We start from the raw sequence: 24,477 nt of genomic DNA on the forward strand, positions 1-24,477 counted from the left end.
CGCCCCCGGCGCCCCACCCGCCCCGACCACCCACACACCAACGAGAGTCCGCCATGTACGAGCTGTCCCGGGTCCGCCTCTACTCCATCGGGCCGGCCGGTGCGCGCTACGCCGACACGGTCCTGGACCTGCGCGGGGTCGGCGCGCCGGTGCCGCAGCCGGCCCCCGCCCAGGCGGACTTCTTCGAGGACGAACCGGTCGGCCCGCCGCGCCGCCCGGCCCCGGCCGGCGTGCTCTTCCTGGAGAACGGCGGCGGCAAGTCCGTCCTGCTGAAGCTGATCTTCTCGGTGATGCTGCCGGGCCACCGCAACACCCTCGGCGGCGCCAGCTCCGGCGTGCTGCGCAAGTTCCTGCTCGCCGACGACTGCGGCCACGTCGCCCTGGAGTGGCAGCACGTCGTCACCGGCGAGAGCGTCGTGGTCGGCAAGGTCAGCGAATGGCGCGGCCGCCAGGTGTCCAACGACCCCCGCAAGTTCGCCGAGGCGTGGTACAGCTTCCGGCCCGGCCCCGGGATGAGCCTGGACTCCCTCCCGGTCGCCGAGGCCACCCTCGTCCGCCCCCGGGCCGCGCAGGGCGAGGGGGGCTCCGGCGCGCAGGGCCGCCGCCGCACCATGAAGGGCTTCCGCGACGCGCTCACCGACGCCGGCAAGAACTACCCGAACCTCGACGTGGTCTGGGAGGAGGTCCACGAGCGCTGGAACGAACACCTCGGCGACCTCGGCCTGGACCCCGAACTCTTCCGCTACCAGCGGGAGATGAACGCCGACGAGGGCGAGGCGGCCGGCCTGTTCGCGGTCAAGAACGACTCCGACTTCACCGACCTGCTGCTGCGCGCCGTCACCGACACCCGGGACACCGACGGCCTCGCCGACCTCGTCCACGGCTTCGCCCACAAGCTCGGCCGGCGCGCCGAACTCACCGCCGAACGCGACTTCACCGCCGGCTCGCTGGACCTGCTCGCCAAGATCGCCGAGGCCGCCGAGACCCGCGAACGGGCCCGCGAGGTGCACGCCGGCGCCGAACGCCGCACCCGCGCCCTGGCCCAACGGCTGCACGCCCGAGGCACCGAGGAGCGCGGCCGGACCGCCGAGCTGGCCGAGGCGGTCGCCGCCGCCGCGCACCGGGTCACCGACGCCGAACGCGGCCGCGAGCGCCGCGCCCTGGTCTCCGCCGAACTCGCCTACCGGCACGCCTCGTTGGCGCTGGCCGCCGCCGAGAAGGGCGCCGCCGCCCAGCGCCGCGAGCTGAACGACGCCCGGACCCTGCACAGTGCCTGGCAGGCCGCCGAGACCGCGCTGCGGCACCGCGCCGCCGCCGACCGCTCGACGCGGGTCGCCGCCGCCATCCGGGAGGCCGAGCGGGACGCCGCCCCGGCGCTCGCCGCCCGCGCCACCGCCGCCGCCGACCTGGTGCGCGCCCTGCACGGCGCCGCCGAGGCCGGCGAACGCCTCGCCAACGAGGAGGAGGAGCGCTCCGCCCACCTCCAGGAGGCCAGCGAGTCCGCGCACCGCGACGCCACCAGCGCCGCCACCCACGCCCAGCGCTCCCGCAGCGAGTCCGACCACCTCAAGCAGCGGCTCACCGAGGTCGCGGAGGAGACCGCGGAAGCGGTCCGGGCCGGCTGGCTCGACGCCGCCCAGGGCGCTGACCCCGACACCGACCCGGCCCGCGCCGCGCTCGCCGCCTCCGACGCCGAGAAGACCGCCGTCGAGGCGTGGGACGCGGCCCGCGACGCCGCCCGGCAGGCCACCGACCGGGCCCGCGAGACCGCCGCCCGGCACTCCGCCGCCGAACTCGCCGCGGCCCGCGCCGCGGACGCCGCCGAGGCCGCCGAGCGGGCCCACGACGCCGAGCGGCGCGCCGCCGAGTCGATCGGCGCCGAACAGCGGCTGACCGAACTCCTCGGCCTGCCCGAGGCGTCGGCGATCGCCCTGCCCGGCCCCCGTACGGCCGACGGCGCCGGATCCGCCGCCCCGCGCCGCGCCGCCGGTCCGCTCACCGCCGAGGAGCTGGACCGCAGCGCCGACGCCCTGCGCGAACTGCTGGAGCAGGGCGTCGCCGCCGCCGAGCGGCAGCTGTTCGACCTGCGCACGGCCGCCGCCGACGACGCCCGGATCCTGGGCGCGCTGGGCGACGGCGGGCTGCTGCCGCCGGGCCCCGACGTGTTGGCCGCGGTGGAGTACCTCGGCGAGCACGGCGTCCCCGCCCTGCCCGGCTGGCGCTACCTCGCCCAGTCCGTCGACCCGGCCGACCACGCCCGGGTGCTGGCCGCCCGCCCCGAGCTCGTCGACGGCGTGATCATCACCGACCCGGCCACCCACGCCCGGGCCCGCGAGGTGCTCGCGCAGGCCGCGCTGCTGCCGCGGTCCGCCGTCGCGGTGGGCACCGCCGCCGCGCTGCTGGCCCCCACCCCGGCCCCCGACGCCCAGGACACCGGCGTGTTCCTCGTGCCGCCGAACCCGGCCATGCACGACGAGTCCGCCGCCGACGAGGAGCGCCGCGCGCTGCGCACCCGCGCCACCGAGCGCGACGAGGAGATCCGGACGCTCGCCGCCCGCCTGGCCGGGGACCGGGCGCTCGCCGCCCGCCTGGGCTCCTGGCGCGCCGGCTGCCCGGCCGGGCGGCTCGTCGAGCTCGCCGAGGCCGCGGCGCGCGCCCGGACCGCGGCCGAGGAGGCCGCCGCGGAGCTGACCGAGGCCCGCGTGGGCCGCGCCGAGGCCGACGAGGTCGCCGCCGAGGCCACCCGGCTGCGCGACGAGCGCCAGGACGCCGCCCAGCGGGCCCGCCGCGCCGCCGACCTGCTCGCCGGCCTCGCCCACCGGCTGCGCGAGCGCGCCGGCTGGCAGTCCCGGATGCGGGAACTCGCCGACGAGGCGGTGGAGTTCGAGGCCCGCGCCGCGGAGTGCGTGGACCGGGCCCGGGCCGCCGACGAGGACCGCCGGGCCGCCCAGCGGGCCGCCGACGACGCCCGCCGCACCGCCCGCGCGCTGCGCGCCGAGCGCGCCGAGATCGCCGGTGTCCCCGACGACCTGGGCGAGGCGCCCGAGGAGTCGGGCGCCTCGCTGCCCGCGCTCCGCGAGGCGTACCGCGCCGCGTCCCAGCTCTACGAGAAGGTCGGCGTCGGCGCCGACCTGCGCGCCGAGCAGGCCCGCGCCGAGGGCGACGAGTCCGCCGCGCTGGCCGAGCTTAACCGCCTCACCAACAAGGTCCGCACCCGCGCCGAACAGCTGCTGCAGAGCCCGGACGCCGCCGACGGCCCGTCCCGCCAGGCCGCCGCCGGCCGCGCCGAAGCGCTGGTGCAGATGCTGGAGACCCGCGCCTCGGCCGCCAGCGAGCAGCTGGGCCGGCTGCGCGGCGAGGCGGAGCGGCTGGCGCCGACCGACGGCGCGGCCCACACCGAACTGCCCGAGGACCTGGTGCCGGCCGACGCCGACCGGGCCAAGGAGCTGCTGCGCACCGCCAACGGCGAACTCGCCACCGCCACCGAGGCGCTGGAGGCCGCCCGCACCGAGCACGAGGAGCTGTTGCGCGCGCACCGCGGCGCCGAGGACGCGGCCGGCGGCTTCGACGAGACGGCCGCCCTCCTGCGCGACCTGCTGCGGGACCACCAGGACGCCGAGGAGGGCGAGGAGGCGTCGATCGAGCCGTACGGCGACGGCCTGGCCGCGGCCCGGCAGGCCGCCGCGGAGTCCCGGCGCTCGTTGCGCGGCTGCGCCGGGGACCTCTCCGCCGCCGAGGCCGCGGTCCGCGAGGCCGCCGACGTCCTCGTCCGGCACGCCAACTCCACCCGCTACGAGCAGGTGCGCACCCCCGCCCGGCAGCAGATCCGGGAGCTGCCCGCCGCGGCGCTGCCGGACCACGCCGCCAAGTGGGCGGAGGCGTTCGCGCCCCGCCTGCGGGTGCTCACCGACGAACTCGCCCAGCTGGAGCGGAACCGCGACTCGATCGTCGACCGGCTGCGCGGCCTGGTGGAGTCGTCGCTGACCACGCTGCGCTCCGCCCAGCGGCTGTCCCGACTGCCCGAGGGGCTGGGGGAGTGGTCCGGTCAGGAGTTCCTGCGGATCCGGTTCGAGGACCCCGACCAGGCCACCCTCACCGAGCGGTTGGGCGAGGTCATCGACGAGGCGACCCGCGCGGCGGTCAGGAAGAACAGCGATCTGCGCCGGGACGGGATGTCCCTGCTGCTGCGCGGGGTGCAGGCCGCCCTCCAGCCGCGCGGGGTGGCGGTGGAGATCCTCAAGCCGGACGCGGTGCTGCGCGCCGAGCGGGTCCCGGTGGGGCAGATGGGCGACGTCTTCTCCGGCGGCCAGCTGTTGACCGCCGCCATCGCCCTGTACTGCACGATGGCGGCGCTGCGCAGCAACGACCGGGGCCGGGACAAGCAGCGGCACGCCGGCACGCTGTTCCTCGACAATCCGATCGGCCGCGCCAACGCCACCTACCTGCTGGAGCTCCAGCGCGCCGTCGCCGACGCCCTGGGCGTCCAACTGCTCTACACCACCGGCCTGTTCGACACCACGGCGCTCGCGGAGTTCCCGCTGGTGATCCGCCTGCGCAACGACGCGGACCTGCGGGCCGGCCTGAAGTACATCAGCGTCGAGGAGCATCTGCGTCCGGGCCTGCCGCAGCCGGACCCGTCCGGCGAGGTGGTGCACGGGCAGATCACCGCGACGCGGATGTACCGCCGCCCGGAGGAGGCGGCACCGGCGGAGCCGGCCACCGGCTGAGCGGCCGCCCGGGCGGGGCCGCCACCGCGCCCGGGCGGCCGCTCAGCCGGCGTACCCCATGCGGCGGGAGAGTTCGGCGGCGGCCTGCACCGCCGCCTTCGCCAGCTCCGGGAGGCGTTCTTGGGCCATCCGGTAGGCGGGCCCGGAGACGCCGATCGCGCCGATGACCGTCCCGTCGTAGGAGCGGACCGGCGCCGCGACGGCGTTCAGCCCGGTCTCGAACTCCTCGACGGTGCAGGCGGACCCGTCCTCGTGGGCGGCGGCCAGCTGCTCCCGCACGGCGGCCGCGGTGGTCAGGGTGCCGTCGGTGAACCGCGGCAGCGGGCGGCCCAGCAGCGCCTCGCGGCGCTCCCGCGGCAGGTGGGCCAAGAGGACCTTGCCGCTGGCGGTGGCGTGCAACGGGGTGCGCCGGCCCAGCCAGTTGTGGGCGGTCACCGCGGCGGAGCCCCGGGCCTGCATGATGTTGACCGCGGCGTCGCCGTCCAGCACCGCGATGTTGGCGGTCTCGCCGGTCTCGTCGGCCAGCGCCCGGCAGACCGGCTGGCCCTCCTGGGAGATGTCGAGGCGGATCGCCGCGGCGCCGGCCAGCCGCAGCACCCCGGCGCCCAGGAAGTACTTGCCGCGCTCCTTCTCCTGCTCGACCAGGCCGCGGTTCTCCAGGACGCCCAGGATCCGGAAGGCGGTCGACTTGTGGACGCCCAACTCGTCGGCGAGTTCGGTCACCCCGGCCTCGCCCAGCCGCGCCAGGCTCTCCAACACGCTCACCGCGCGGTCCACGGACTGTACGGAACCGCTCCCGCGTCTGTCCTCGGCGCGTCCGTCCGCCGGGTCCGTCGTCTTCGCCATGGCTGTCGCCTCACCACCCCGTCGCCCCCGACGGGCACGTCGTGGGGCCGCTCTCCGGAAGGCCCTTGACGCGGGCTCCCCCGGCTTGGATTCTGTTGCGCATCGCGCGATGCGATGCGCAATTCACAACGCCATGATACCGATCAGTGCGAGGGGGGCCAGATGTTTCCCGTCTGCCGCATCGAGGACCTGCCGGTCGGCGAATCCGTCCGGATCCAGATCGACGACACCACACCCGCCATCGCCGTCTTCCACACCGAGGACGGGCTCTACGCCGTCGACGACACCTGCAGCCACCAGGACGCCTCGCTCTCCGAGGGCTGGGTCGAGGGCTGCTTCGTCGAATGCCCGCTGCACGCCGCCCTGTTCGACCTGCGCACCGGAGCGCCGACCTGCCTGCCCGCCCGCCGCCCCGTGCGCACCCACGAGGTCGGGGTGCTGGACGGAACGGTCCACGTGCGGCCCGCCGTGCGCGAAGGGGCGGTGGCCTGACCGCCGCCCCGGTCCGGGCGCCGGCCCGTCACGCCGCGGCGCGGTCCGTCCGCGACGGCTCCTGCGACGGCCGGCGCCCCTGCCGGCGGGCCCGTCGGCGCTCCCGCCGCAGCTCCCGGGCGGTGCTGCTCGGCTCCGACCGCACCCCGTGCCGCTGCACCCAGACCTGCCGGGTCACCCACACGTCCAGCACGCCCCAGGTCGCCACGATGGTGCTGGCGACCGTGCACAGGACCGCGGGGAACGCGAACCAGGACCCCGCGAGCGTGCACAGGAAGGCCACCATGGCCTGGATCAGGGTGACCGCCACGATGATCACGGCCCGCACCGCCGCGGTGCGCACCGGGTCGGCCATCCGGCGCCGGCTCGCCGGCTCCTCCTGCCACAAAGGACGCCTGTCGCGGTCCATAGCGTCACACTCCCCGCACTCTCCCCGGACCCTGCCCCGCCGCCCGACTCCTCGGTGGCTGCCCGGGTTTCACCGGATACATGCCACACGGACCGGCCCGCTGTCCACTCGGCGTCCCCCTCAGCCACCACGCACCGGGGTGCGCGGAAGCATCCGGGCGGGACGACACCGGCCGCGCGCCCCGGGTGGCCATAGCCACACTCGACGGCCGGCCGTCCGGGCATCGCCGGACATCTCATGACGATCCCGCCCCGCCGACGTGCCCCGCTGCTGCGCCGGGCCTACGGATCGGTCGCCCGACAGTAGTAGGCTCACGCCGCTGTTGACGGAACACCACCCCCCGGACGCGCGGGGTTGACGTAGGGGAGGCCATGCGCTTTCGCGGGAGGTCGGTCCGCCGGAAGATCGTGGCGCTGCTGCTCGTGCCGCTGGTGTCCCTGACGCTGATGTGGACGATCACGACGTACGTCGCCGGGCGGGAAGCCAACCAACTCCTCGACGTCGGCACGGTGGTCCGCAACCTCGGCTACCCGGTCGAGGACACCATCCAGGCCATCCAGCGCGAACGCCGCCAGAGCCTGCTGTACCTCGCCGACCGCCGCGGCGCCAACGCGCTCAGCGAACTCCACCACCAGACCCGGGCCACCGACGACGCCGTGGCCCGACTGCACGACAACGTGGACACCCCGGACGTCCGCTCGGACCTGGCCGGTTCGGCCGTCGGCCGGCTCGACGACCTGGTCAGGGGCCTGGACGGGCTGGAGGACCTGCGCACCCAGGTCGAGGACAACCGGCTCGGCCGCGAAGAGGCCATGGAGTCCTACAACGCCGTGGTCGACCCCGGCTACGACCTGCTCGCCGCCCTCCACGCCCTGGAGAACGTCGAGATGGACAAGCAGGGCCGGGCGCTGGTCAACCTCACCCGCGCCCGGGAGGCGTTCTCCCGCGAGGACGCCCTGATGTCCGCGATCCTCGCCTCCGGCAGCATCAGCAAGCGCGACCAGCGCGCGCTCTCCGACCGGATCGCCGAGCGCCGCATCCTCTACGCCACCAACCTGCCGCTGCTGCCCGCCGCCGACCGCGGCATCTTCGAGGACTACTGGCACTCCGCCGGCGCCCGCGAACTCACCTCCTTCGAGGACCGGGTGATCGCCGCCGACCCGTCGACCGCCGCGCGCACGGTCAACGCCGACCGCTGGAACACCGCCGCGGAGCAGGTCCTCGGCGACCTCGGCCGGTTGGGCAGGGACGCCGGCGACCGCTATCAGGAGCGGGTCGCACCGATCGCCACCCGGATCGTCCTCAAGGCCGTCGCCACCGGCGTCCTCGGCTTCGTGGCGCTTTTGGTCTCGGTCGTCGTCTCGCTGCGCATCGGCCGCCGGCACGTCCGGGACCTGACCCGCCTGCGCAAGACCGCCCACGAGATGTCCGGCGTCCGACTGCCGAGCGTGATGCGCCGCCTGGCGGCCGGCGAACGGGTCGACGTCGAGACCGAGGCGCCCCGCCTGGAGTTCGGCCCGGACGAGACCGGCCAGGTCGGGCAGGCGCTCAACACCCTCCAGCGGGCCGCCGTCGAAGCCGCCGTCAAACAGGCCGACATGCGCCGCGGCGTCTCCGAGGTGTTCGTCAACCTCGCCCGCCGCAACCAGGTCCTGCTGCACCGCCAACTGACCCTCCTGGACGCCATGGAACGGCGCACCGAGGACACCGACGAACTCGCCGACCTGTTCCGGCTCGACCACATGACGACCCGCATGCGGCGGCACGCCGAGGGCCTGGTCATCCTCTCCGGCGCGGCCCCCTCCCGGCAGTGGCGCAAGCCGGTCCAGCTGATGGACGTGGTGCGCGCGGCGGTCGCCGAGGTCGAGGACTACGAACGCATCGAGGTCCGCCGGCTGCCCCGCCTCGCGGTGGACGGCCCCGCGGTCTCCGACCTCACCCACCTCGTCGCGGAACTCCTGGAGAACGCCACCGTCTTCTCCCCGCCGCACACCGCCGTGCAGGTCCTGGGCGAACGGGTCTCCAACGGCTACGCCCTGGAGATCCACGACCGCGGCCTGGGCATGGCCCCCGACCAACTGCTGGACGCCAACCTCCGGCTCGCCGAGACCCCCGAGTTCGAGCTGTCCGACACCGACCGGCTCGGCCTGTTCGTCGTCAGCCGGCTCGCCCAGCGCCAGGGCGTGCGGGTCTCCCTCCAGCCCTCACCGTACGGCGGCACCACCGCCGTGGTCCTCGTCCCCGGCACGCTCCTCACCGACACCGGCGAGGGCGCCCGCGACACCGGTCCGACCGCCGTCGACACCGCGGCCGAGACCGCCGAGGACGCCGCGGCCGCCGCCCTCGACCCGCTCGCCCAGGTCCCGGTGCCGCTGCCCCAGCGCACCCGGCGGGGCGTCCTGGACGGGCCGGTCGAGCTGGAGGCGCCGGTGACGCCCGACGAGCGGGACGCGGCGGACCGCGCCGACGACGGGACCACCCCCTTCCCGGCCCTGCCGCGCCGCCGGGCCGGCCGGGCGGCGTCCGGCGGCCCGAAGGCCGTGCGCGCCGCCGCCGACGTCCCGTCCGGCGAACAGCACCAGCAGGCCGGCGACCAGGCACCGACCGGTGCCCCCGCCCCGCTGCCGCGCCGGCCCCGCACGCCGGTCCTGGTCGCCGACCACGGCCGGACGGTGGACGGCGCACGGACCCCGGACGCCCCGCGCGACAAGGAGCGCCCGTCGTCGTCCGCGCCGCCGCGGCCCACCGCCGCGCACACCCCCCGGGACACCCCGGCCGAGGGCACCCCGGCCGACGGCACCCCCGCCCCGTCCACCACCCCCACCGGCCTGCCCCGCCGGGTGCGCCAGGCCAGCCTGGCCCCGCAGCTCAGGACCGACCAGGGCGCCGAGCCCCCGGCGGACCAGCCGGCCGCGGCGACCGCACCGGCCGCGGACGACCGGGACGCCGAGGCGGTCCGGGCCCGGATGTCCTCGCTCCAGCGCGGCTGGCAGCGCGGCCGGCGGGAGAACGGCGAGGCCCCCCACACCCCCACACCCCCGGACCGGGGCACCCCAGACGGTGCCGCCGGGGGCGCAACAGCACCACGAACCACATCGGGAGAGGACGGTCCATGACCGCACCGAAGGCAGCCGCTTCCACCACCGCCTCGCCGCACGGATCCGGGGAGTTGAACTGGCTCCTGGACGAGCTCGTCGAGCGGGTCGGCAGCATCCGCAAGGCACTGGTCCTCTCCAGCGACGGCCTGGCCACCGGCGCCTCCAAGGACCTCACCCGCGAGGACAGCGAGCACCTGGCCGCGGTGGCCTCCGGCTTCCACAGCCTCGCCAAGGGCGTCGGCCGGCACTTCGACGCCGGGCAGGTCCGCCAGACCATGGTCGAGCTGGACGACGCGTTCCTCTTCGTCAGCGCGGCCGGCGACGGCAGTTGCCTGGCGGTCCTCGCCGACGCCGACTCCGACGTCGGGCTGGTCGCCTACGAGATGACCCTGCTCGTCAAGCGGGTGGGCACCCACCTGGGCACCGCGCCCCGGTCCTGACCGGCCGGCCGAGTACGACTACGGTGACGCCATGACCGAGCAGGAGGGCCGGCCGGCACCGCAACGCCATCCGGCCCGTTGGTTCGACGACGACGCGGGGCCCGTCGTCCGCCCGTACGCGATGACGCGCGGGCGCACCCGCACGGCCGCCGAGGGGCGGTTGGACCTGATCGCGCTGGTGGTCGCGGAGAGCCGGGCCGAGGGGACGATCACCGACCAGACGCTCTCGCCGGAGCACGTCGACATCGTCGAGCTGTGCCGCGACGCGCCGCAGTCGGTCGCCGAGCTGGCGGCCGAGTTCGACCTGCCGGTCGGCGTGGTCCGGGTCCTCATCGGCGATCTGCTGGACGCCGGGCTGGTCCACGTCACCCGCCCGGTGCCGCCGGCGGAGCTGCCGGACGAGCAGGTGCTGCGCGAGGTCATCGACGGCCTGCGCGCGCTGTGACGGCGCGGCCGGACGCCGCAGCGGACCGCACCACCGCCCGCCCCTTACCCGGGCGGGCGGCGCCCGTCCCCGGCCCGCACCACCCCGCGCCAGGCGCGCCCGGCGCCCGACTACGGTTGCCGTGATCATCCGTCACCCCCCGCCGGCCGGCACACCGTGCCCGTCCCCGGACCCCAGGAGCCCCACCATGGCCGCCGACCCCACCCCCGTCACCCCCCTGCGGCTGACCGCCGGACCGTACACCTTCGACGCACTGGCCAGCGGCCCGGCCGACGGCGAGGTCGTGCTGTTGCTGCACGGCTGGCCCGAGTTCGCCGACTGCTGGCACGCCGTCCTGCCCGCCCTGGGCGCCGCCGGCTACCGCGCGCTCGCCGTCGACCAGCGCGGCTACTCCCCGGACGCCCGCCCGCCGCGGATCGCCGACTACGCCGTCCCCGAACTCGTCGCCGACGCCCTCGCCTTCGCCGACTCCCAGGGCGCCGAGCGCTTCCACGTCGTCGCCCACGACTGGGGCGGCATGGTCGCCTGGGCGCTGGCCGGCGCGCACCCCGAGCGGCTGGCGTCGCTGACCGTGCTCGCCACGCCGCACCCCGAGGCGCTCAACCGCGCCGCCGCCGGCGACCCCGAACAGCACCACCGGCTGGACTACGTCCGCTTCTTCCGCCGCCCGGACGGCGCCGCCGAAGCGTCCCTGCTCGCCGACGACGCGGCCCGCCTGCGCGCCGTCTACGGCGGCAAGGTCCCCGCCGAACTGGTCGAGTCCAACGTGCGGCGGCTCGCCGAGCCCGGTGCGCTGACCGCGGCCCTGAACTGGTACCGCGCCCCCGAGTCGGTGATCTCCGTGCCCGCCGGGCGGATCGCGGTGCCCACCCTGTTCCTGTGGGGCAGCGAGGACGTCGCCCTGGGCCGCGGCGCGGCCGAGTCGACGGGGGAGTGGGTGGACGGCCCGTACCGCTTCGAGGCCCTGGAGGGCGTCAGCCACTGGCTGCCCGAGGAGGTCCCGGCACGCGTCACCCCGCAGATCCTCGACCACCTCGCCGCCCACCGGCAGGGCTGAGCCGCCCGCCGCACGGTCCTTTTGGGGCGGTTGGCGGCCTCTGCCCGGCTGCCGGACCGGGCCGACAGGACCTCAAGTGGGCGCCGTACGAAGCACGTTGTACGGTGCAGGGGCGACCGCCGTCGGTGGTCGCCCCTGCACGGGCCGCCCGGGGACACCTGGCGTCGCCCCCCTGCGCGTCCCGCATCCTCGGCAACCACGAGAAGGAATCCCATGGTCTGGCGTTCTGAGCGCCACCGCCGGTCCGCCCCGGTCGAGCCGGTGACACTCAAGATCCTCGTCGCCGGCGGTTTCGGCGTCGGCAAGACCACCCTGGTGGGCGCGGTCAGCGAGATCCGACCGCTGCGGACGGAGGAGCGGCTCACCGAGGCCGGTCGCCCGGTCGACGACCTGCACGGCGTCGAGGCCAAGTCCACGACCACCGTCGCGATGGACTTCGGTCGGATCACCGTGCACGAGGGACTGGTCCTGTACCTCTTCGGCACCCCCGGCCAGGACCGCTTCTGGTTCCTGTGGGACGAGTTGGCCCGCGGCGCGCTCGGCGCGGTCGTGCTCGCCGACACCCGCCGGCTGGCGGACAGCTTCGCCGCCATCGACTACTTCGAGCGCCGCGGCCTGCCCTTCGTCGTCGCCGTCAACTGCTTCGACGGCGCCGACCGCTACCCCGTCGACGCCGTCAAGGACGCCCTGGACCTCGACCCCGCCGTCCCGGTGGTGCTCTGCGACGCCCGCGCGCAGGACTCGGCCCGGGACGTGCTGGTCGCCGTCGTCGAGCACGCGATGCGGCGCGGCGCCCAACGGCGGGAGCCCGCCCTGCCCTGACCGGCGCCCCGGGACCGCGCCGGCGCCGCGCGGCCCGACCGCATGGTCCCGACTGAGCCGCCCCGCCCCGCGCTTCCCCGACCCGCGCTTCCCTGACAGGGCGCGGAAGTACGGCCCGCACCCCGCCGCCCGGGGTGCGGGCCGTACGCCTGTCGGACCGCCCGGCCACCAGCAGGTGCCCGCCGACGGCTCGTCTCCAGGGCCGCCGCGCTGTGAGACCTACGCGCGGGGGGTGCTCGCCGGCGGTTCCGGCCGGGGCGCATGAGGCCGGAGCCGAGCGGGTCGACCGCGATCCCGCCCCGAAGCCCCGGGGTGCCGTGCCTGTTGCGGTTCGCGTCCTTGTCCCGGTTCGCGAGGGACTGCGTGCGCGCGCGTGCTACGGCTGGGGGCCCACACCAGAGCAAGTGCCGCGACCCCGGCGGTGATGAGGAACATGGCGCGCAGACCATGGCGTTCGGCGTACGCGCCGAGCAGCGCGGGCCCCGCGATGGTGCCCAGCCCCAGGCAGAAGACGGTGATGCTGAAGCCGGCAGTGGGCCGCTCGGGAAAGACGCGGTAGCTCCACACCGCGAGAAGCCCGGAGCCGGCCATGAAGCTCGGGCCGTAGAGCAGGGCGGAGAGGGCGACCGCGGGGAGCACGTCGGGGGCGAGGCCGAGCAGGGCGGCGGCGCCCGCGATGCCGGAGAAGACCACGGCGTGGACGCGGTTCAGCCCGTACCGCGCGATGGCGTGGCCGGTCAGCGCGCCCGCCGTGCCGGCGGCGCCCATCAGGGACCAGAACAGGGGCGCGGTCGCGGAGCCGGTGCCCGCGGCGTCGGTGACGGCCTCGACGGCGAAGGACCAGTAGACGGCGCCCACGATGCCGTAGAGGACGGCGGTGAGCAGGAGTGGCAGTGCGCTACGACGGTAGGTCGGCCGACCGCCGCTCTGCCTCCGCCGCCCCGAACCCCTCGGCAGCACACGGGCGTTGTAGACCGCCGACGCCAGCGCCGCCAGCGCGAAGGCCACCCACGCGTACCGCCAACCGGTGCCGCGGGCGAGCAGCGCCAGCGGGCCCGCGATCAGGATGGCGAAGGCGGTGCCGCTGGCGATGGTGCCCATGACGTGCTCGCGCCGCCCGGCCGGCACCATCCGGTCGACCACGTCGGAGTAGGGGGCCCACGCCCAGCCGGAACTCGTACCGGCGAGGACCAGGCCGGTGATCAGCAGCCCTGGTTCCTGGGCGAGCGCCACAAGCCCCATCCCGACGGCGGCGGACAGGCCACCGACGAGGACGAGCGGACGCGGCCCGTAGCGTGCCACCAGGGCGCCGACCGTCAGCAGCGCCGCCAGGTAGCCGACGTAGGTGGCGCTGCCGATCAGCCCCACGAGGGAGACGGAGAGCCCGAACTCCGCACGCAGCTCGGGGAGGAGGAGTCCGTATCCGTACCGCGCGAAACCGAAGGTCACGCCGATCGCCGCGACCCCGGCGAGGGTCAGCCTGCGGACGGATGCGTCGGGTGCGTCGGGTGAGTTCCATGCCATCCCCCCACCCTCCGGCCTCTGCCCGGCGCACACCATTGGCGAAAACGTCAGCCTCCTCTAGGTTTACGCCATGGCGCTTCGTGTGGTGGTGACCCTGCTGGCAGAGACCTCGCTGTTCGAACTGGCCGTGCCCTGTGCGGTGTTCGCCGGCGAGGGGTACGACCTGGTGCTGTGCGCCACCGCCGAGGGAGGCACGCAACGGGCTCCCGGCGGTCTGCGCCTGACGGCCGAGCACGGCCTTGAGTCGCTGCGCGAGGCGGATCTCATCGTGGTCCCGGCCTGCATGATGGACGGCTACGAACCACCGGCCGCCCTGCTCGACGCGCTGCGCGAGGCGCACGCCCGCGGGGCGCGGATCGCCTCGCTCTGCTCGGGCGCGTTCGTGCTGGCCGCGGCCGGGCTGCTGGACGGGCGCCCGGCGGCGACGCACTGGATGTACGCGGAGGAACTGCGCCGCCGCCATCCGAACGTGCGCGTCGACGACCGTTCCCTGTACGTCGACGACGGCTCGATCCTCACGAGCGCGGGCACCGCCGCCGCCATCGACCTGTGCCTGCACATCGTGCGGGGTGACTACGGCACGGCAGCGGCGGCGGAAATCGGCCGCCGGATGGTCGTGGCCCCGCACCGGGAAGGCGACCAGACCCAGTACGCCCTGCCGCCGGCTCCCGTCCCACCGCGGGCCGACGGCGTGGGGCCGGTACTGGACTGGGCGCTGGCCCGGCTCCACCGCCCCCTGCCGATCGCCGAGTTGGCGTCCCGGGCGGGGATGAGCCCCCGGACGTTCGGCCGCCACTTCGCGGCCGAGGTGGGCGTGACCCCACTGAAGTGGCTCAACCAGCAGCGGCTCGCGCGGGCGCGGGAGTTGCTGGAGACGACGGATCTGGGGGTGGACGCGGTGGCGGAGCGCAGCGGCCTGGGCAGCGCCGACAGCTTGCGCCAGCACTTCCACCGCGCGCTGTCGACGACCCCGGCGGCGTACCGACGCACCTTCCAAGGGGGCACCCCGCAGGGACTGCCGGGCAACTGAACCACCGAACCGGACAGCGGCGCCGCGGTGGCCGGGGAGGCTGCCCGCCCGGCTGTCGGGCGGTGCGCGACGGTCAGCCGGCGGTCCGCGCCCCTTCCCGTCCCGTCGGCGCACGGTCCTCGGCCCCGTCCACGCCCACGGCCGCCGCCGGGTCCACCGCCGCCGGGTCCACCGCCGCCGCGGGTCCCGATACCCGCGCGGCAGCCCCCCGCCGCACCTCGGTGCGCGTCGATCCCGGCCGCCCCACCACCCAGCTCGCCCCCGGCAACTCCTTGGCGGCCTTCTTCAGCGGCGCCAGCGCGGCCGCCGCCGGACCGTGGCCGGTGACGCTCCCAGGGGGACAGACCACCGTCGCCAGCGACAGCGTCACCGGCATCTCGCCCGCCGACCACGCCACGTCGAGCAGCGCCTTGGCGAACGGCTCCAGCCCGTCCGGTTCGGCCAGCACCAGGAAGTCGTCGCCGCCGATGTGCCCCACCCGGCTGGCCGGCTCGCGCGCCGCCACCTCCGCCAGCGTCCGCCCCACCGACCGGATCAGCTCGTCCCCCGCCGCGAACCCGGCACCGTCGTTGACCTGCTTGAACCCGTCGACGTCCAGCCAGCTCAGGGCGATCTCCCGCCCCTCGGCGATCCGCCGGTCCACCTCGCCGTTGACGGCGTCCGACCCCGGCAGTCGGGTCAGCGGATTGAGCCGGGCCGCCTCCTCCACCCGGCTCTCGGCCAGGGCCCGCAGGATGTCGGCGAGGTGCACCACCCCGATGCAGCGGCCGCGCTCGTCCACCACCGCCACGTCGTCCCCGGTCCGGTCCCGCTCGCCGTCGGCGATCATGTCCAGTACCTGCCAGGCGGTGGCGTCCGCGCCCACCGTCCGCGGCCGGTCCGCCAGCCGCAGCGCAGGCCGGTCCGCGTACAGCGCGTGCCCGTACCGCCCGGAGAGCGAGAGCAGGAACCGGTCCCGGTCGATCGCCCGCACCGGCACCCCGTCGGCGTCCACCAGCAGCACCCCCGACACCTCGGGGAACCCGGTCAGATGGCTGCGCACCGCCCCCGCCGACGCGCCCATCGGCAGCAGCGCGGCCGGTTGGAGGAACTGCGCCACCGGCGGACCCGACGGCGCCCGGTCCGGTACCCGCCGGCCGCTGACCGGCGGCGGCAGGGCGGCCGGCACGTACACCTCGGTCGCCGCCCGCCGCGACGGCGGCGCGAACAGGTGCCCCTGCGCCAGCTGCACCCCGGCCTCCCGCACCGCCGCGTACTGCCGCTCGGTCTCCACCCCCTCGATGGCCAGCAGCCCGCCCACCCGCTCGCACAGCTGCCGCATCGCGGCCACCGCCGCCTGCCGCCCCGGGTCGCGCTCCAGCCGCACGCACAGCGACCGGTCCAACTTCACCAGGTCCGGGGCGAGTTCGCCCAGCATCCGCAGCGGCAGGTCGCCGTCCCCGACCCCGTCGGCGCAGATCCGGTAGCCCGCGTCCCGCAGCCCGGCCACCGCGGCCAGCAGTTCCTGCTCCGGAACCTGGGTGAACGGCCCCACCAGGTCCAAGGTGATCTCCCACGGCCGCCGGCCCGCGGCCCGCACCGCCGCACCCAAGGACGCCAGCTCCGGCCGCTTCGCCACCGTCCCCGCGAAGACGTTGACGTGCAGCGGCAGCAGCGTCTCCTGCTCCGCCGCGGCCTGCACGGCGAGCGCCGCCAACTCCGCGTCCAGATCGGGGCACTGACGCGCGCAGGCCAGCACGTCGACCTCGCCGTCCTCGGGTCTGGCGAGGGGCTCCAGCGCGGCGACCGACCCGGTCGCGAGGTTCACCACGGGCTGGAAAGCGAAGCGGAGCTGGTCCGTCCAGGCAGGCACGAGCAGCAGGATGCCCCTCCCGGGACACCGGCGCCGGCGCGTTCACGCACTGTTCACACATCCTTCCGGAGCGTGCCGCGGTCGGGGTGCGGCCGGGCCGTCGCGCCCACCTTCGACGCCTCGTCAGTCACGATGGCGTCCTCCCTGCCGACGCGTAACGCCGGTACAGTCACCGGCGCGCTCACCCCGCTCACGAGAGGGCCCGCCCGTGACCGAAGCCGCCCGCACCGACGGCCACCCCCCGCACCCCGAGGCTGCCCCGGGCACCCCCGCGGTCCGACTCACCGCCCTCACCAAGGACTACACCAGCCGGACGACCGGCACCGTCCGCGCCCTCGACGCCGCCGAACTCACCATCGAGCAGGGTGAGTTCTTCTCGCTCCTCGGCCCGTCCGGCTCCGGCAAGACCACCCTGCTGCGCCTCATCGCCGGCTTCGAACACCCCACCGCCGGCCGGATCGACCTCGCCGGCCGGGACGTCACCGCCCTCCCGCCCAGCCGCCGTGACGTCCACACCGTCTTCCAGGACTACGCGCTCTTCCCGCACATGACCGTGGAGCAGAACGTCGCCTACGCGCTCACCGTCCGCGGCGTACGGAAGGCCGAACGGCTCGCCAGGGCCCGCGAAGCCCTGCACACCGTCCAACTCGACGACCACGCCCGGCACCGCCCCGCCCAGCTCTCCGGCGGTCAACGACAGCGCGTCGCGCTGGCCCGCGCCCTGATCGACCGCCCCGCCCTCCTGCTCCTCGACGAACCACTGGCCGCCCTCGACCGCCGGCTCCGCCACGAACTGCAGCGCGAACTGGCCCGCCTCCAGCGCGCCACCGGCGTCACCTTCCTCCTCGTCACCCACGACCAGGAGGAGGCCCTCACCCTCAGCGACCGGCTCGCCGTCCTCGACCACGGCCGGCTCGTCCAGACCGGCCCGCCCCGGGACCTCTACGACCGCCCGGCCACCGCTTTCGTCGCGGCCTTCGTCGGCACCACCAACCTGGTCCGCGACGCCACCGCGGTCCGCCTCATGGGCGCACCCGGCACCTACAGCATCCGCCCCGAACGCCTCCGCATCGCCGTCCCCGGCACCCCGGACGCCATCCCCCGACCGGGCGAGCGGACCACCCCCGGCCGGATCACCGGTATCGCCCACGCCGGCGCCCACACCCGCTTCACCGTCCGCCCCGACCCCGACGGCGACGAACTCACCGTGCTGCACCTGAACACCTCCGCACTGCCCGACGCCGCCGGCCCCGGCGCCGGCGTCCACGTGCTGTGGCGCACCGACGACGCCCGCCGGCTGCCGGAGTGACATCCCGGTGAGGCCCTCTGGTGGCGGACCGTCGTCATCCGGATACTGACGGGGACCGACGGTCGGGTGCGACGGGAGAGTTCGGCATGCGCAACGCGAAGTTCTGGACCGCCTCGATGGGGATCGGCACACTGCTGCTCGCCACGGCCTGCGGCAGCGGCACCGGTGGCCAAGGTGCCACCGCGCAGCGCAGCGTCGGCAAGGGGGAGGGCCGGGTCGACATCATCGCCTGGGCCGGATACGCCGAGGACGGCTCCAACGATCCCAAGGCCGACTGGGTGCACCCCTTCGAGAAGAGCACCGGCTGCAAGGTCAACACCAAGGTCGCCGGCACCTCCGACGAGATGGTCGCACTGATGAAGACCGGCCAGTACGACACCGTCTCCGCGTCCGGCGACGCCACCCTGCGCCTGATCGCGGCCAAGGACGTCGCCCCCGTCAACACCGACCTCGTCCCCAACTACCGGGACATCTTCAGCGGCCTGAAGATGCGGCCGTTCAACTCCCGCAACGGGCAGATGTACGGCATCCCGCACGGCCGCGGCGCCAACCTCCTCATGTACCGCACCGACCGGGTCACCCCGGCCCCCGACTCCTGGAAGGCCGTCTTCGACGACGCCGCCAAATACCCCGGCAAGGTCACCGCCTACGACTCGCCCATCCACATCGCCGACGCCGCCCTCTACCTCATGAAGACCGAGCCGGCCCTCGGCATCAAGGACCCCTACGCGCTCGACCAGACCCAACTCGCCGCCGCCGTCGCCCTTTTGAAGAAGCAACGACGCAGCGTCGGTGAATACTGGAGCGACTACCAGAAGGAAGTCACCGCCTTCAAGAGCGGCGACAGCGTCATCGGCGACGCCTGGCAGGTCATCGCCAACACCGCCCTCGCCGAAAAGGCCCCGGTGAAGGCCGTCCTCCCCAAGGAAGGCGCCACCGGCTGGTCCGACACCTGGATGATCTCCGCCAAGGCCGCCCACCCCAACTGCGCCTACAAATGGCTCAACTGGATCGTCTCGCCCAAGGTCAACGCCCAGGTCGCCAGCTACTTCGGCGAAGCCCCCGCCAACGCCAAGGCATGCCGGGAAACCACCGACCCGCACCACTGCGCCATCTACCACGCCGACGACGAGAACTACTACCGCCGCGTGCACTTCTGGACCACGCCCACCCGCCAGTGCCTCGACGGCCGCACCGACACCACCTGCACCGACTACGCCCAGTGGACCCGCGCCTGGACGGAGATCAAGGGCTGACCCGGCCCACCGCGATGGCCCCCGCACCCCGCCACCGGGGCCGGCTCGCGGCCCTCCTCGCCCCGCCCCTCCTCTGGCTGGTCCTCGCCTACCTCGGCTCCCTCGCCGTCCTCCTCCTCTCCGCCTTCTGGACCACCGACCCCTTCACCTCCGACGTCCTCCACACCTGGACCCCCGACAACTTCCACGAACTGCTCACCACCCCCGTCTACCGCACCGTCGCCGTCCGCACCGTCGGCATCGCCCTCGCGGTCACCTTCCTCGACGCCCTGCTGGCCCTCCCCATGGCCTACTTCACGGCCCGGATCGCCACCGGCCGACTGCGCCGAGCCCTCCTGGTCGCCGTCCTCACCCCGCTGTGGGCCGGCTACCTGGTCAAGGCGTACGCCTGGCGCGTACTGCTCAGCGACCACGGCCTGATCAACGCCGCCCTCGCCCCGTTCGGCCTGCGCGGCCCCGGCTACGGCACCACCGCCGTGGTCATCGTGCTCGCCTACCTCTGGCTGCCGTACATGATCCTGCCGGTGCACGCCGCCCTGGAGCGGCTGCCCGTCCACCATCTCGAAGCCTCCGCCGACCTCGGCGCCGGCACCCTGCGCACCCTCCGCTCGGTGATCGCCCCCACCGTCCGCCCCGCCCTCCTGGCCGGCTCGGTCTTCACCTTCTCGCTCAGCCTCGGCGACTACCTCACCGCCCAGATCGTCGGCGGCCGCACCCAACTCCTCGGCAACGTCATCGCCTCCCAGGTCACCCTCGACCTGCCGCTCGCCGCCGCACTGTCCACCGTCCCCGTCGCCCTCGTCGTCGGCTACCTCGCCGCCGTCCGCCGGGCCGGCGCGCTCGACCAGCTCTAGCCCCCAGGAGGCCCGGTGCACCTGTCACGCACCGCCCGTGCCGTGCTCGGCGCCGTGACCGCAGCCGGCCTCGCCCTGATCCACCTCCCGTTGCTCCTGGTCGTGCTGAACTCCGTCAACGCCGACCGGTCGTTCGCCTGGCCGCCGCCCGCGCTCACCGGCGAGTGGTGGGCGCGCGCCCTCCACACCGCCGGCGCCCGCGACGCGCTCGCCACCTCACTGCGGGCCGGCCTGGGCGCCACCGCGGTGGCCCTGGTCCTCGGCAGCCTCGCCGCCTTCGCCGTCCACCGCCACCGCTTCTTCGGGCGGCAGACGGTGTCGTTCCTGCTCGTGCTGCCGCTCGCGCTGCCCGGCATCGTCACCGGCATCGCCCTCAACGCCGCGTTCCGCACCGTCCTCGCACCCCTGGGCATCGGCTTCGGCCTGTTCACCGTCATCGTCGGCCATGCGACCTTCTGCGTCGTCATCGTCTTCAACAACGTCGCCGCCCGGCTGCGCCGGATCGCCCCGTCGCTCGCCGAGGCCTCCGCCGACCTCGGTGCCCGCCCCTGGCAGACCCTCCGCCACGTCACCCTCCCCGCGCTCGCCCCGGCCCTGTTCGCGGGTGCCCTGCTGGCCTTCGCGCTCTCCTTCGACGAGGTGGTGGTGACCACCTTCACCGCCGGCGCCGGCACCAAGACCCTGCCGATCTGGATCTACGAGAACCTCGCCCGCCCCAACCAGGCCCCGGTCGTGGACGTCGTCGCCACCGTCCTCATCGCCCTCTCGGTGATCCCCGTCTACGCCGCCCAGCGGCTCTCCTCGGACCCGGCCGGCGGACGCCTGTGAGGACGCCCGCCGGCACCGCCCCCGGCACCCCACACGGAAGTGCACCCGGGCGGACACCCGGGATTCAGCGACGCTCCAGCGAACTCCGGGCGATCGGGAAATCGAAGTAGGTGTCCGGGAACGTCTCCGGCGAGAACGTGTAGTGCCACCACTCGTCCGCGTAGTTCACGAACCCGGCCTCCTCCAGCCCCGCCTTCAACAGCAGCCGATGGGCCCGCTGCGTCCCCGTTATCCGCGGATCGAGGGTGTGCGCGAGAGTGTCGAAACAGTCGAACCCGGTCCCCATGTCCAGGGAATTGTCCGGGAAACGGCTCGCCTTGGGCCCGAAGCACGACGTCAGCGGCTCCCCGGGCACATACGGCCGGGTCGGCACCGCCGGCAGCCTGACCAGCGTCAGATCGACCGTACTGCCCCTGCTGTGACCGGACTTCTCCGCGATGTACCCGTCCCGGAACAGCACCGACTTGTCCACCCGCGGATAGAACTCCGCCTTCATCCGCTGGTCCGACAGGTCCTTCGCCCAGGCCACGAAGTGGTCCACGGCCCGCTGCGGGCGGTAGCAGTCGTACACCTTGAGGGAGTAGCCGCGCCGCAGGAAACCGACCTGCGCCCGGTGCAACGCCCGCGCCGCGTCCCGGGTGAGCAGGCACAGCGGCTCGCGGTACCCCGCCACCGGTACGCCCATGAAATCGTGCGGCGTGGCGTACCGGATCTCCTGGATGATCGTGGGATCGACGTCGCGCAGCGCCACGAACTCCCGCGGCGCCCTGGGATCGCCGGCGCCGGCGGGGTGCGAGGACGGCGCGGCGGCGGGCCCCGCCGCCGCGTGCGACGGGACGAGGGCGACGGTCAGCAGGGCGGCGGCAGCGGCGGCCAGGCCGCGCCAGGCGGCAGCAAGTCTCGGCATGCCCCCTCGTCTACCAGGCGCGGCGGTCACGGGGAACCCCCTCGCCGACCGCCAGCCCCCACACCCCTCCGCCCCGCCCAACGGGCCGACCCCGCACGCCCGTTACCCGTCTACCGCCCCCGCGTCCTCCCCGGGCAGCCCCCGCACCCGCACCGGATACCCCACCGGGCTCCCGTCCCGCCGCTCCACGACCACCCGACCGCCCTCCCACCGGCTGGTGAACCGCTCCACCTCAGGCCGCCGCCAGCCGTCCCCGCAGTCCGGCACCACCACCCCACCGCCCGTACGTCCGACCGCCGGCGCCCACGCCTCCAACTCCGTCCCGCCGTCCGCCCCCGTCACCGGCAGCACGGCACCGGCCCGCGCCAACACCGGAATGCGGGACAGCGGCGCCTCCACCCACACCCGCCCCGGCCCGTCGTAGGCCCGCCCGGTCGCGGTGTCGTACCACCGGCCGCGCGGCACCCGCACCGCCCGCCGCACCGCCCCCGCCTCCAACACCGGCGCCACCAACAGCGCGTCCCCCAACAAGAACGCGTCCGTACAGTCCCGCAACGCCCGGTCCCGCGGCGAACTCCACCACACCGGCCGCACGTACGGCGCCCCCGACAGCCGCGCCAACTGCCCCAACGTCACGAAGTACGGCAACAGCCGGGTCCGCTCCCGCAGCGCCGCCCCCGCGTGCGCCAGCACCTCCGCCCCGTACTCCCACGGCTCCCGCCGCCCCGCCCACAACGCCGAATGCGTACGGAACAGCGGCAGGTACGCCCCCAACTGGAACCACCGCAGATACAGCTCGGGCGACGGCACCCCCGAGAACCCGCCCACGTCCGGCCCGCTGTACGGCACCCCGCACAACCCCAGACCCAACACCAGCGACAACGACGCCCGCAGCCCCGGCCACCCGGTCGCCACGTCCCCCGACCACGTCCCCCCGTACCGCTGGAGCCCCGCCCAGCCCGACCGGGAGAACAGGAACGGCCGCTCCCCGGGCCGCAGTTCGCACAGCCCCTCGAAGGCCGCCTGCGCCATCGCCAACCCGTAGACGTTGTGCGCCTCCCGGTGGTCACCACCGTGCCCCTCCAGGTCGTGCCGCGCCGACCGGGGCAGCGTCGCCTCCCCGAAGGCCGCGAACGACACCGGCTCGTTCATGTCGTGCCACACCCCGGCGAAGCCCTGCGCCAGCCGCTCCGCGTACAGCGCCCCCCACCACTTGCGCACCCGCGGATCGGTGAAGTCCGGGTACACCGACTCGCCCGACCACACCTCCCCCCGCACCAGCTGCCCCTGCGCGTCCCGCACGAACGCGTCCACCGCCGCCCCGCCGTCGTACACCGCGTTGCCCGGCTCCGCCTTCACCGCCGGATCGACGATCGACACCAACCGCACCCCCGCGGCCCGCAACTCCCCGGCCAACCCCGGAAGATCCGGAAACCGCTCCCGGTCCACGGTGAACACCCGGTGCCCGTCGTAGTGGTCGATGTCCAGATGCACCGCGGACAGCGGCAGCCCCCGCTCCCGGTAGCCCGCCACCACGCGCCGCACCTCGTCCGCACCGCCGAACCCCCACCGGGCGTGCTGGTACCCCAACGCCCAACGGGGCGGCAGCGCCGGCGCACCGGTCAGCGCCGTCCACCCCTGCAACACCCGGGCCGGCGTCCCCGCCAGCACCCAGTAGCGCAGCGGCCCGCCGTCCATCCGCACCTCGCAGGTGCCCGGCCGGTCGTGCCCCGAACCGGCGCCCTCCACGCCCTCCTGCAACGCCACCCGGCCGTCCCAGGAGTTGTCGTGGAACACCAGGTGCGTCCCCGCGTCGGCCACCACCAACTGCACCGGCATCGTCAGGTACAGCGGATCGTCCCCCGGCCCGAACGCGCCGCCCGGATCGGCGTTCCACAGCCGGTACGTCCCGTCCCGCAACCGCGGCCCGGCCGACCGGCCGCCCAGCCCGAAGAACCGCGCGTCCGCCGCCACCTCCGCCCGCTGCACCCACCGCGACGTCACCGCCCCCGCGGGCCGCCCGTCCGGCTCCACGGCCTCCTCCGCCGCCTCGCCCCCGGCCGCACCGCCTCCGGCCGCCTCGCCACCCCCGTCCGGCGCGTGGTCCGCGACCCGGTGCCACCAGCGCGGCGGCAGCTCCCGCCGCAACAGCGCCCCACCCGGCGTGCGCACCTCCACCGCACCGAACCGCGACACCACCACCAGCACCCGCTCCGAGACGATCCGCCAGCCGCCCTCCGTGTCCGGCTCCAGCACCGCCCGCGGATCCACCGCCGGACACGCCCCGGCCAACGCGTACGACGGCTCCGGCCCGGCCCCGTCCCAGCCGCAGAACACCGCACCGCCCGCCGCCACCCGCACCCGCAGCGACGACCGCGCGAAGTGCATCACCCCGCCACCCGGCAACCGCTCCGCCCCACGCGCCTCACCCGGCACCCGCGCCCGCTCCGCACCCCGCCGCGGAAGCGCCCGCGCATCCGCTCTGCTCCGCCGCCACGCCGCACGCACGGACCGCAGCCCCTGCACCGCCCCGACCGCCCTGACCATCCGTACCGACCGCACCAGATCACGCCCGTCCATG

General features: G+C 75.3%; 18 protein-coding genes. 12 read left to right on the forward strand and 6 right to left on the reverse strand.

What is annotated here, in order from left to right:
* Positions 1-53: 53 nt before the first annotated feature.
* Positions 54-4,727 carry a hypothetical protein gene (locus ACJ6WD_RS22035; protein ID WP_233659677.1) on the forward strand — a complete coding sequence of 1,558 codons (4,674 nt, stop codon included), beginning with the start codon at positions 54-56 and terminating at the stop codon, positions 4,725-4,727.
* Between the two features lie 42 nt (positions 4,728-4,769).
* Here ACJ6WD_RS22035 and ACJ6WD_RS22040 read toward each other — a convergent pair whose 3' ends face one another.
* The gene (locus ACJ6WD_RS22040) at positions 4,770-5,573 is read right to left on the reverse strand and encodes an IclR family transcriptional regulator (protein WP_407616375.1); all 804 of its coding nucleotides are present in this window, start codon (positions 5,571-5,573) and stop codon (positions 4,770-4,772) included.
* Positions 5,574-5,735: 162 nt separating this feature from the next.
* Between ACJ6WD_RS22040 and ACJ6WD_RS22045 the strand changes: the two genes are divergently transcribed.
* Positions 5,736-6,065: a bifunctional 3-phenylpropionate/cinnamic acid dioxygenase ferredoxin subunit gene (locus ACJ6WD_RS22045; protein ID WP_233659679.1), complete on the forward strand. Its 330-nt coding sequence runs from the start codon at positions 5,736-5,738 to the stop codon at positions 6,063-6,065.
* A 28-nt stretch (positions 6,066-6,093) separates the two neighbouring features.
* Here ACJ6WD_RS22045 and ACJ6WD_RS22050 read toward each other — a convergent pair whose 3' ends face one another.
* Complete coding sequence (locus ACJ6WD_RS22050; RefSeq protein ID WP_037632386.1) at positions 6,094-6,474, reverse strand: hypothetical protein; 381 nt, start codon at positions 6,472-6,474, stop codon at positions 6,094-6,096.
* Positions 6,475-6,845: 371 nt separating this feature from the next.
* On the opposite strand from ACJ6WD_RS22050, the gene ACJ6WD_RS22055 reads away from it, so the two are divergent.
* From ACJ6WD_RS22055 to ACJ6WD_RS22075, 5 genes are all read left to right on the forward strand, one after another.
* A complete protein-coding gene (locus ACJ6WD_RS22055) occupies positions 6,846-9,590 on the forward strand; it encodes a nitrate- and nitrite sensing domain-containing protein (RefSeq protein WP_233659680.1) in 2,745 nt (914 codons plus the stop codon).
* Positions 9,587-10,012, forward strand: coding sequence for a roadblock/LC7 domain-containing protein (locus ACJ6WD_RS22060; RefSeq protein ID WP_016576599.1), 426 nt, complete (start codon positions 9,587-9,589; stop codon positions 10,010-10,012). Before ACJ6WD_RS22055 ends, ACJ6WD_RS22060 begins: the two co-directional genes overlap by 4 nt.
* Before the next feature lie 31 nt (positions 10,013-10,043).
* Positions 10,044-10,457, forward strand: coding sequence for a DUF742 domain-containing protein (locus ACJ6WD_RS22065; RefSeq protein WP_016576598.1), 414 nt, complete (start codon positions 10,044-10,046; stop codon positions 10,455-10,457).
* A 187-nt stretch (positions 10,458-10,644) separates the two neighbouring features.
* On the forward strand, positions 10,645-11,514 hold the full coding sequence (locus ACJ6WD_RS22070) for an alpha/beta fold hydrolase (RefSeq protein WP_376441435.1): 870 nt from the start codon (positions 10,645-10,647) through the stop codon (positions 11,512-11,514).
* A 213-nt stretch (positions 11,515-11,727) separates the two neighbouring features.
* Entirely contained in the window at positions 11,728-12,336 is a 609-nt protein-coding gene (locus ACJ6WD_RS22075; RefSeq protein WP_016575673.1) for an ATP/GTP-binding protein, read from the forward strand.
* Positions 12,337-12,555: 219 nt separating this feature from the next.
* Here the strand turns inward: ACJ6WD_RS22075 and ACJ6WD_RS22080 are convergent, their stop codons facing one another.
* Complete coding sequence (locus ACJ6WD_RS22080) at positions 12,556-13,860, reverse strand: MFS transporter (protein WP_407616376.1); 1,305 nt, start codon at positions 13,858-13,860, stop codon at positions 12,556-12,558.
* Between the two features lie 82 nt (positions 13,861-13,942).
* On the opposite strand from ACJ6WD_RS22080, the gene ACJ6WD_RS22085 reads away from it, so the two are divergent.
* Positions 13,943-14,890, forward strand: a complete 948-nt coding sequence (locus tag ACJ6WD_RS22085; protein WP_407616384.1) for a GlxA family transcriptional regulator — start codon at positions 13,943-13,945, stop codon at positions 14,888-14,890.
* 73 nt (positions 14,891-14,963) lie between these two features.
* On the opposite strand, the gene ACJ6WD_RS22090 is transcribed toward ACJ6WD_RS22085, so the two are convergent.
* On the reverse strand, positions 14,964-16,742 hold the full coding sequence (locus ACJ6WD_RS22090; RefSeq protein WP_407616377.1) for an EAL domain-containing protein: 1,779 nt from the start codon (positions 16,740-16,742) through the stop codon (positions 14,964-14,966).
* 208 nt (positions 16,743-16,950) lie between these two features.
* Here ACJ6WD_RS22090 and ACJ6WD_RS22095 point away from each other — a divergent pair, with 208 nt between their 5' ends.
* The 4 genes from ACJ6WD_RS22095 to ACJ6WD_RS22110 all read left to right on the forward strand — a co-directional run bounded on the left by ACJ6WD_RS22095 (position 16,951) and on the right by ACJ6WD_RS22110 (position 20,989).
* Positions 16,951-18,051, forward strand: a complete 1,101-nt coding sequence (locus ACJ6WD_RS22095; RefSeq protein WP_407616378.1) for an ABC transporter ATP-binding protein — start codon at positions 16,951-16,953, stop codon at positions 18,049-18,051.
* Positions 18,052-18,137: 86 nt separating this feature from the next.
* Complete coding sequence (locus ACJ6WD_RS22100) at positions 18,138-19,307, forward strand: ABC transporter substrate-binding protein (protein WP_407616379.1); 1,170 nt, start codon at positions 18,138-18,140, stop codon at positions 19,305-19,307.
* A 14-nt stretch (positions 19,308-19,321) separates the two neighbouring features.
* Positions 19,322-20,161 (forward strand): ABC transporter permease, encoded by an 840-nt coding sequence (locus ACJ6WD_RS22105; RefSeq protein ID WP_020929337.1) that lies wholly within the window; start codon positions 19,322-19,324, stop codon positions 20,159-20,161.
* A gap of 15 nt (positions 20,162-20,176) precedes the next feature.
* A complete protein-coding gene (locus tag ACJ6WD_RS22110) occupies positions 20,177-20,989 on the forward strand; it encodes an ABC transporter permease (protein ID WP_016572073.1) in 813 nt (270 codons plus the stop codon).
* A gap of 64 nt (positions 20,990-21,053) precedes the next feature.
* On the opposite strand, the gene ACJ6WD_RS22115 is transcribed toward ACJ6WD_RS22110, so the two are convergent.
* Both ACJ6WD_RS22115 and ACJ6WD_RS22120 read right to left on the reverse strand, forming a co-directional pair.
* Positions 21,054-21,896 carry a M15 family metallopeptidase gene (locus tag ACJ6WD_RS22115; RefSeq protein WP_376441417.1) on the reverse strand — a complete coding sequence of 281 codons (843 nt, stop codon included), beginning with the start codon at positions 21,894-21,896 and terminating at the stop codon, positions 21,054-21,056.
* 102 nt (positions 21,897-21,998) lie between these two features.
* Entirely contained in the window at positions 21,999-24,476 is a 2,478-nt protein-coding gene (locus tag ACJ6WD_RS22120) for a glycoside hydrolase family 31 protein (RefSeq protein ID WP_407616380.1), read from the reverse strand.
* Position 24,477 lies beyond the last annotated feature (1 nt).

The sequence above is a fragment of the Streptomyces sp. VTCC 41912 genome, from assembly GCF_045799175.1.
Taxonomy (GTDB): Bacteria; Actinomycetota; Actinomycetes; order Streptomycetales; family Streptomycetaceae; genus Streptomyces; species Streptomyces albulus_C.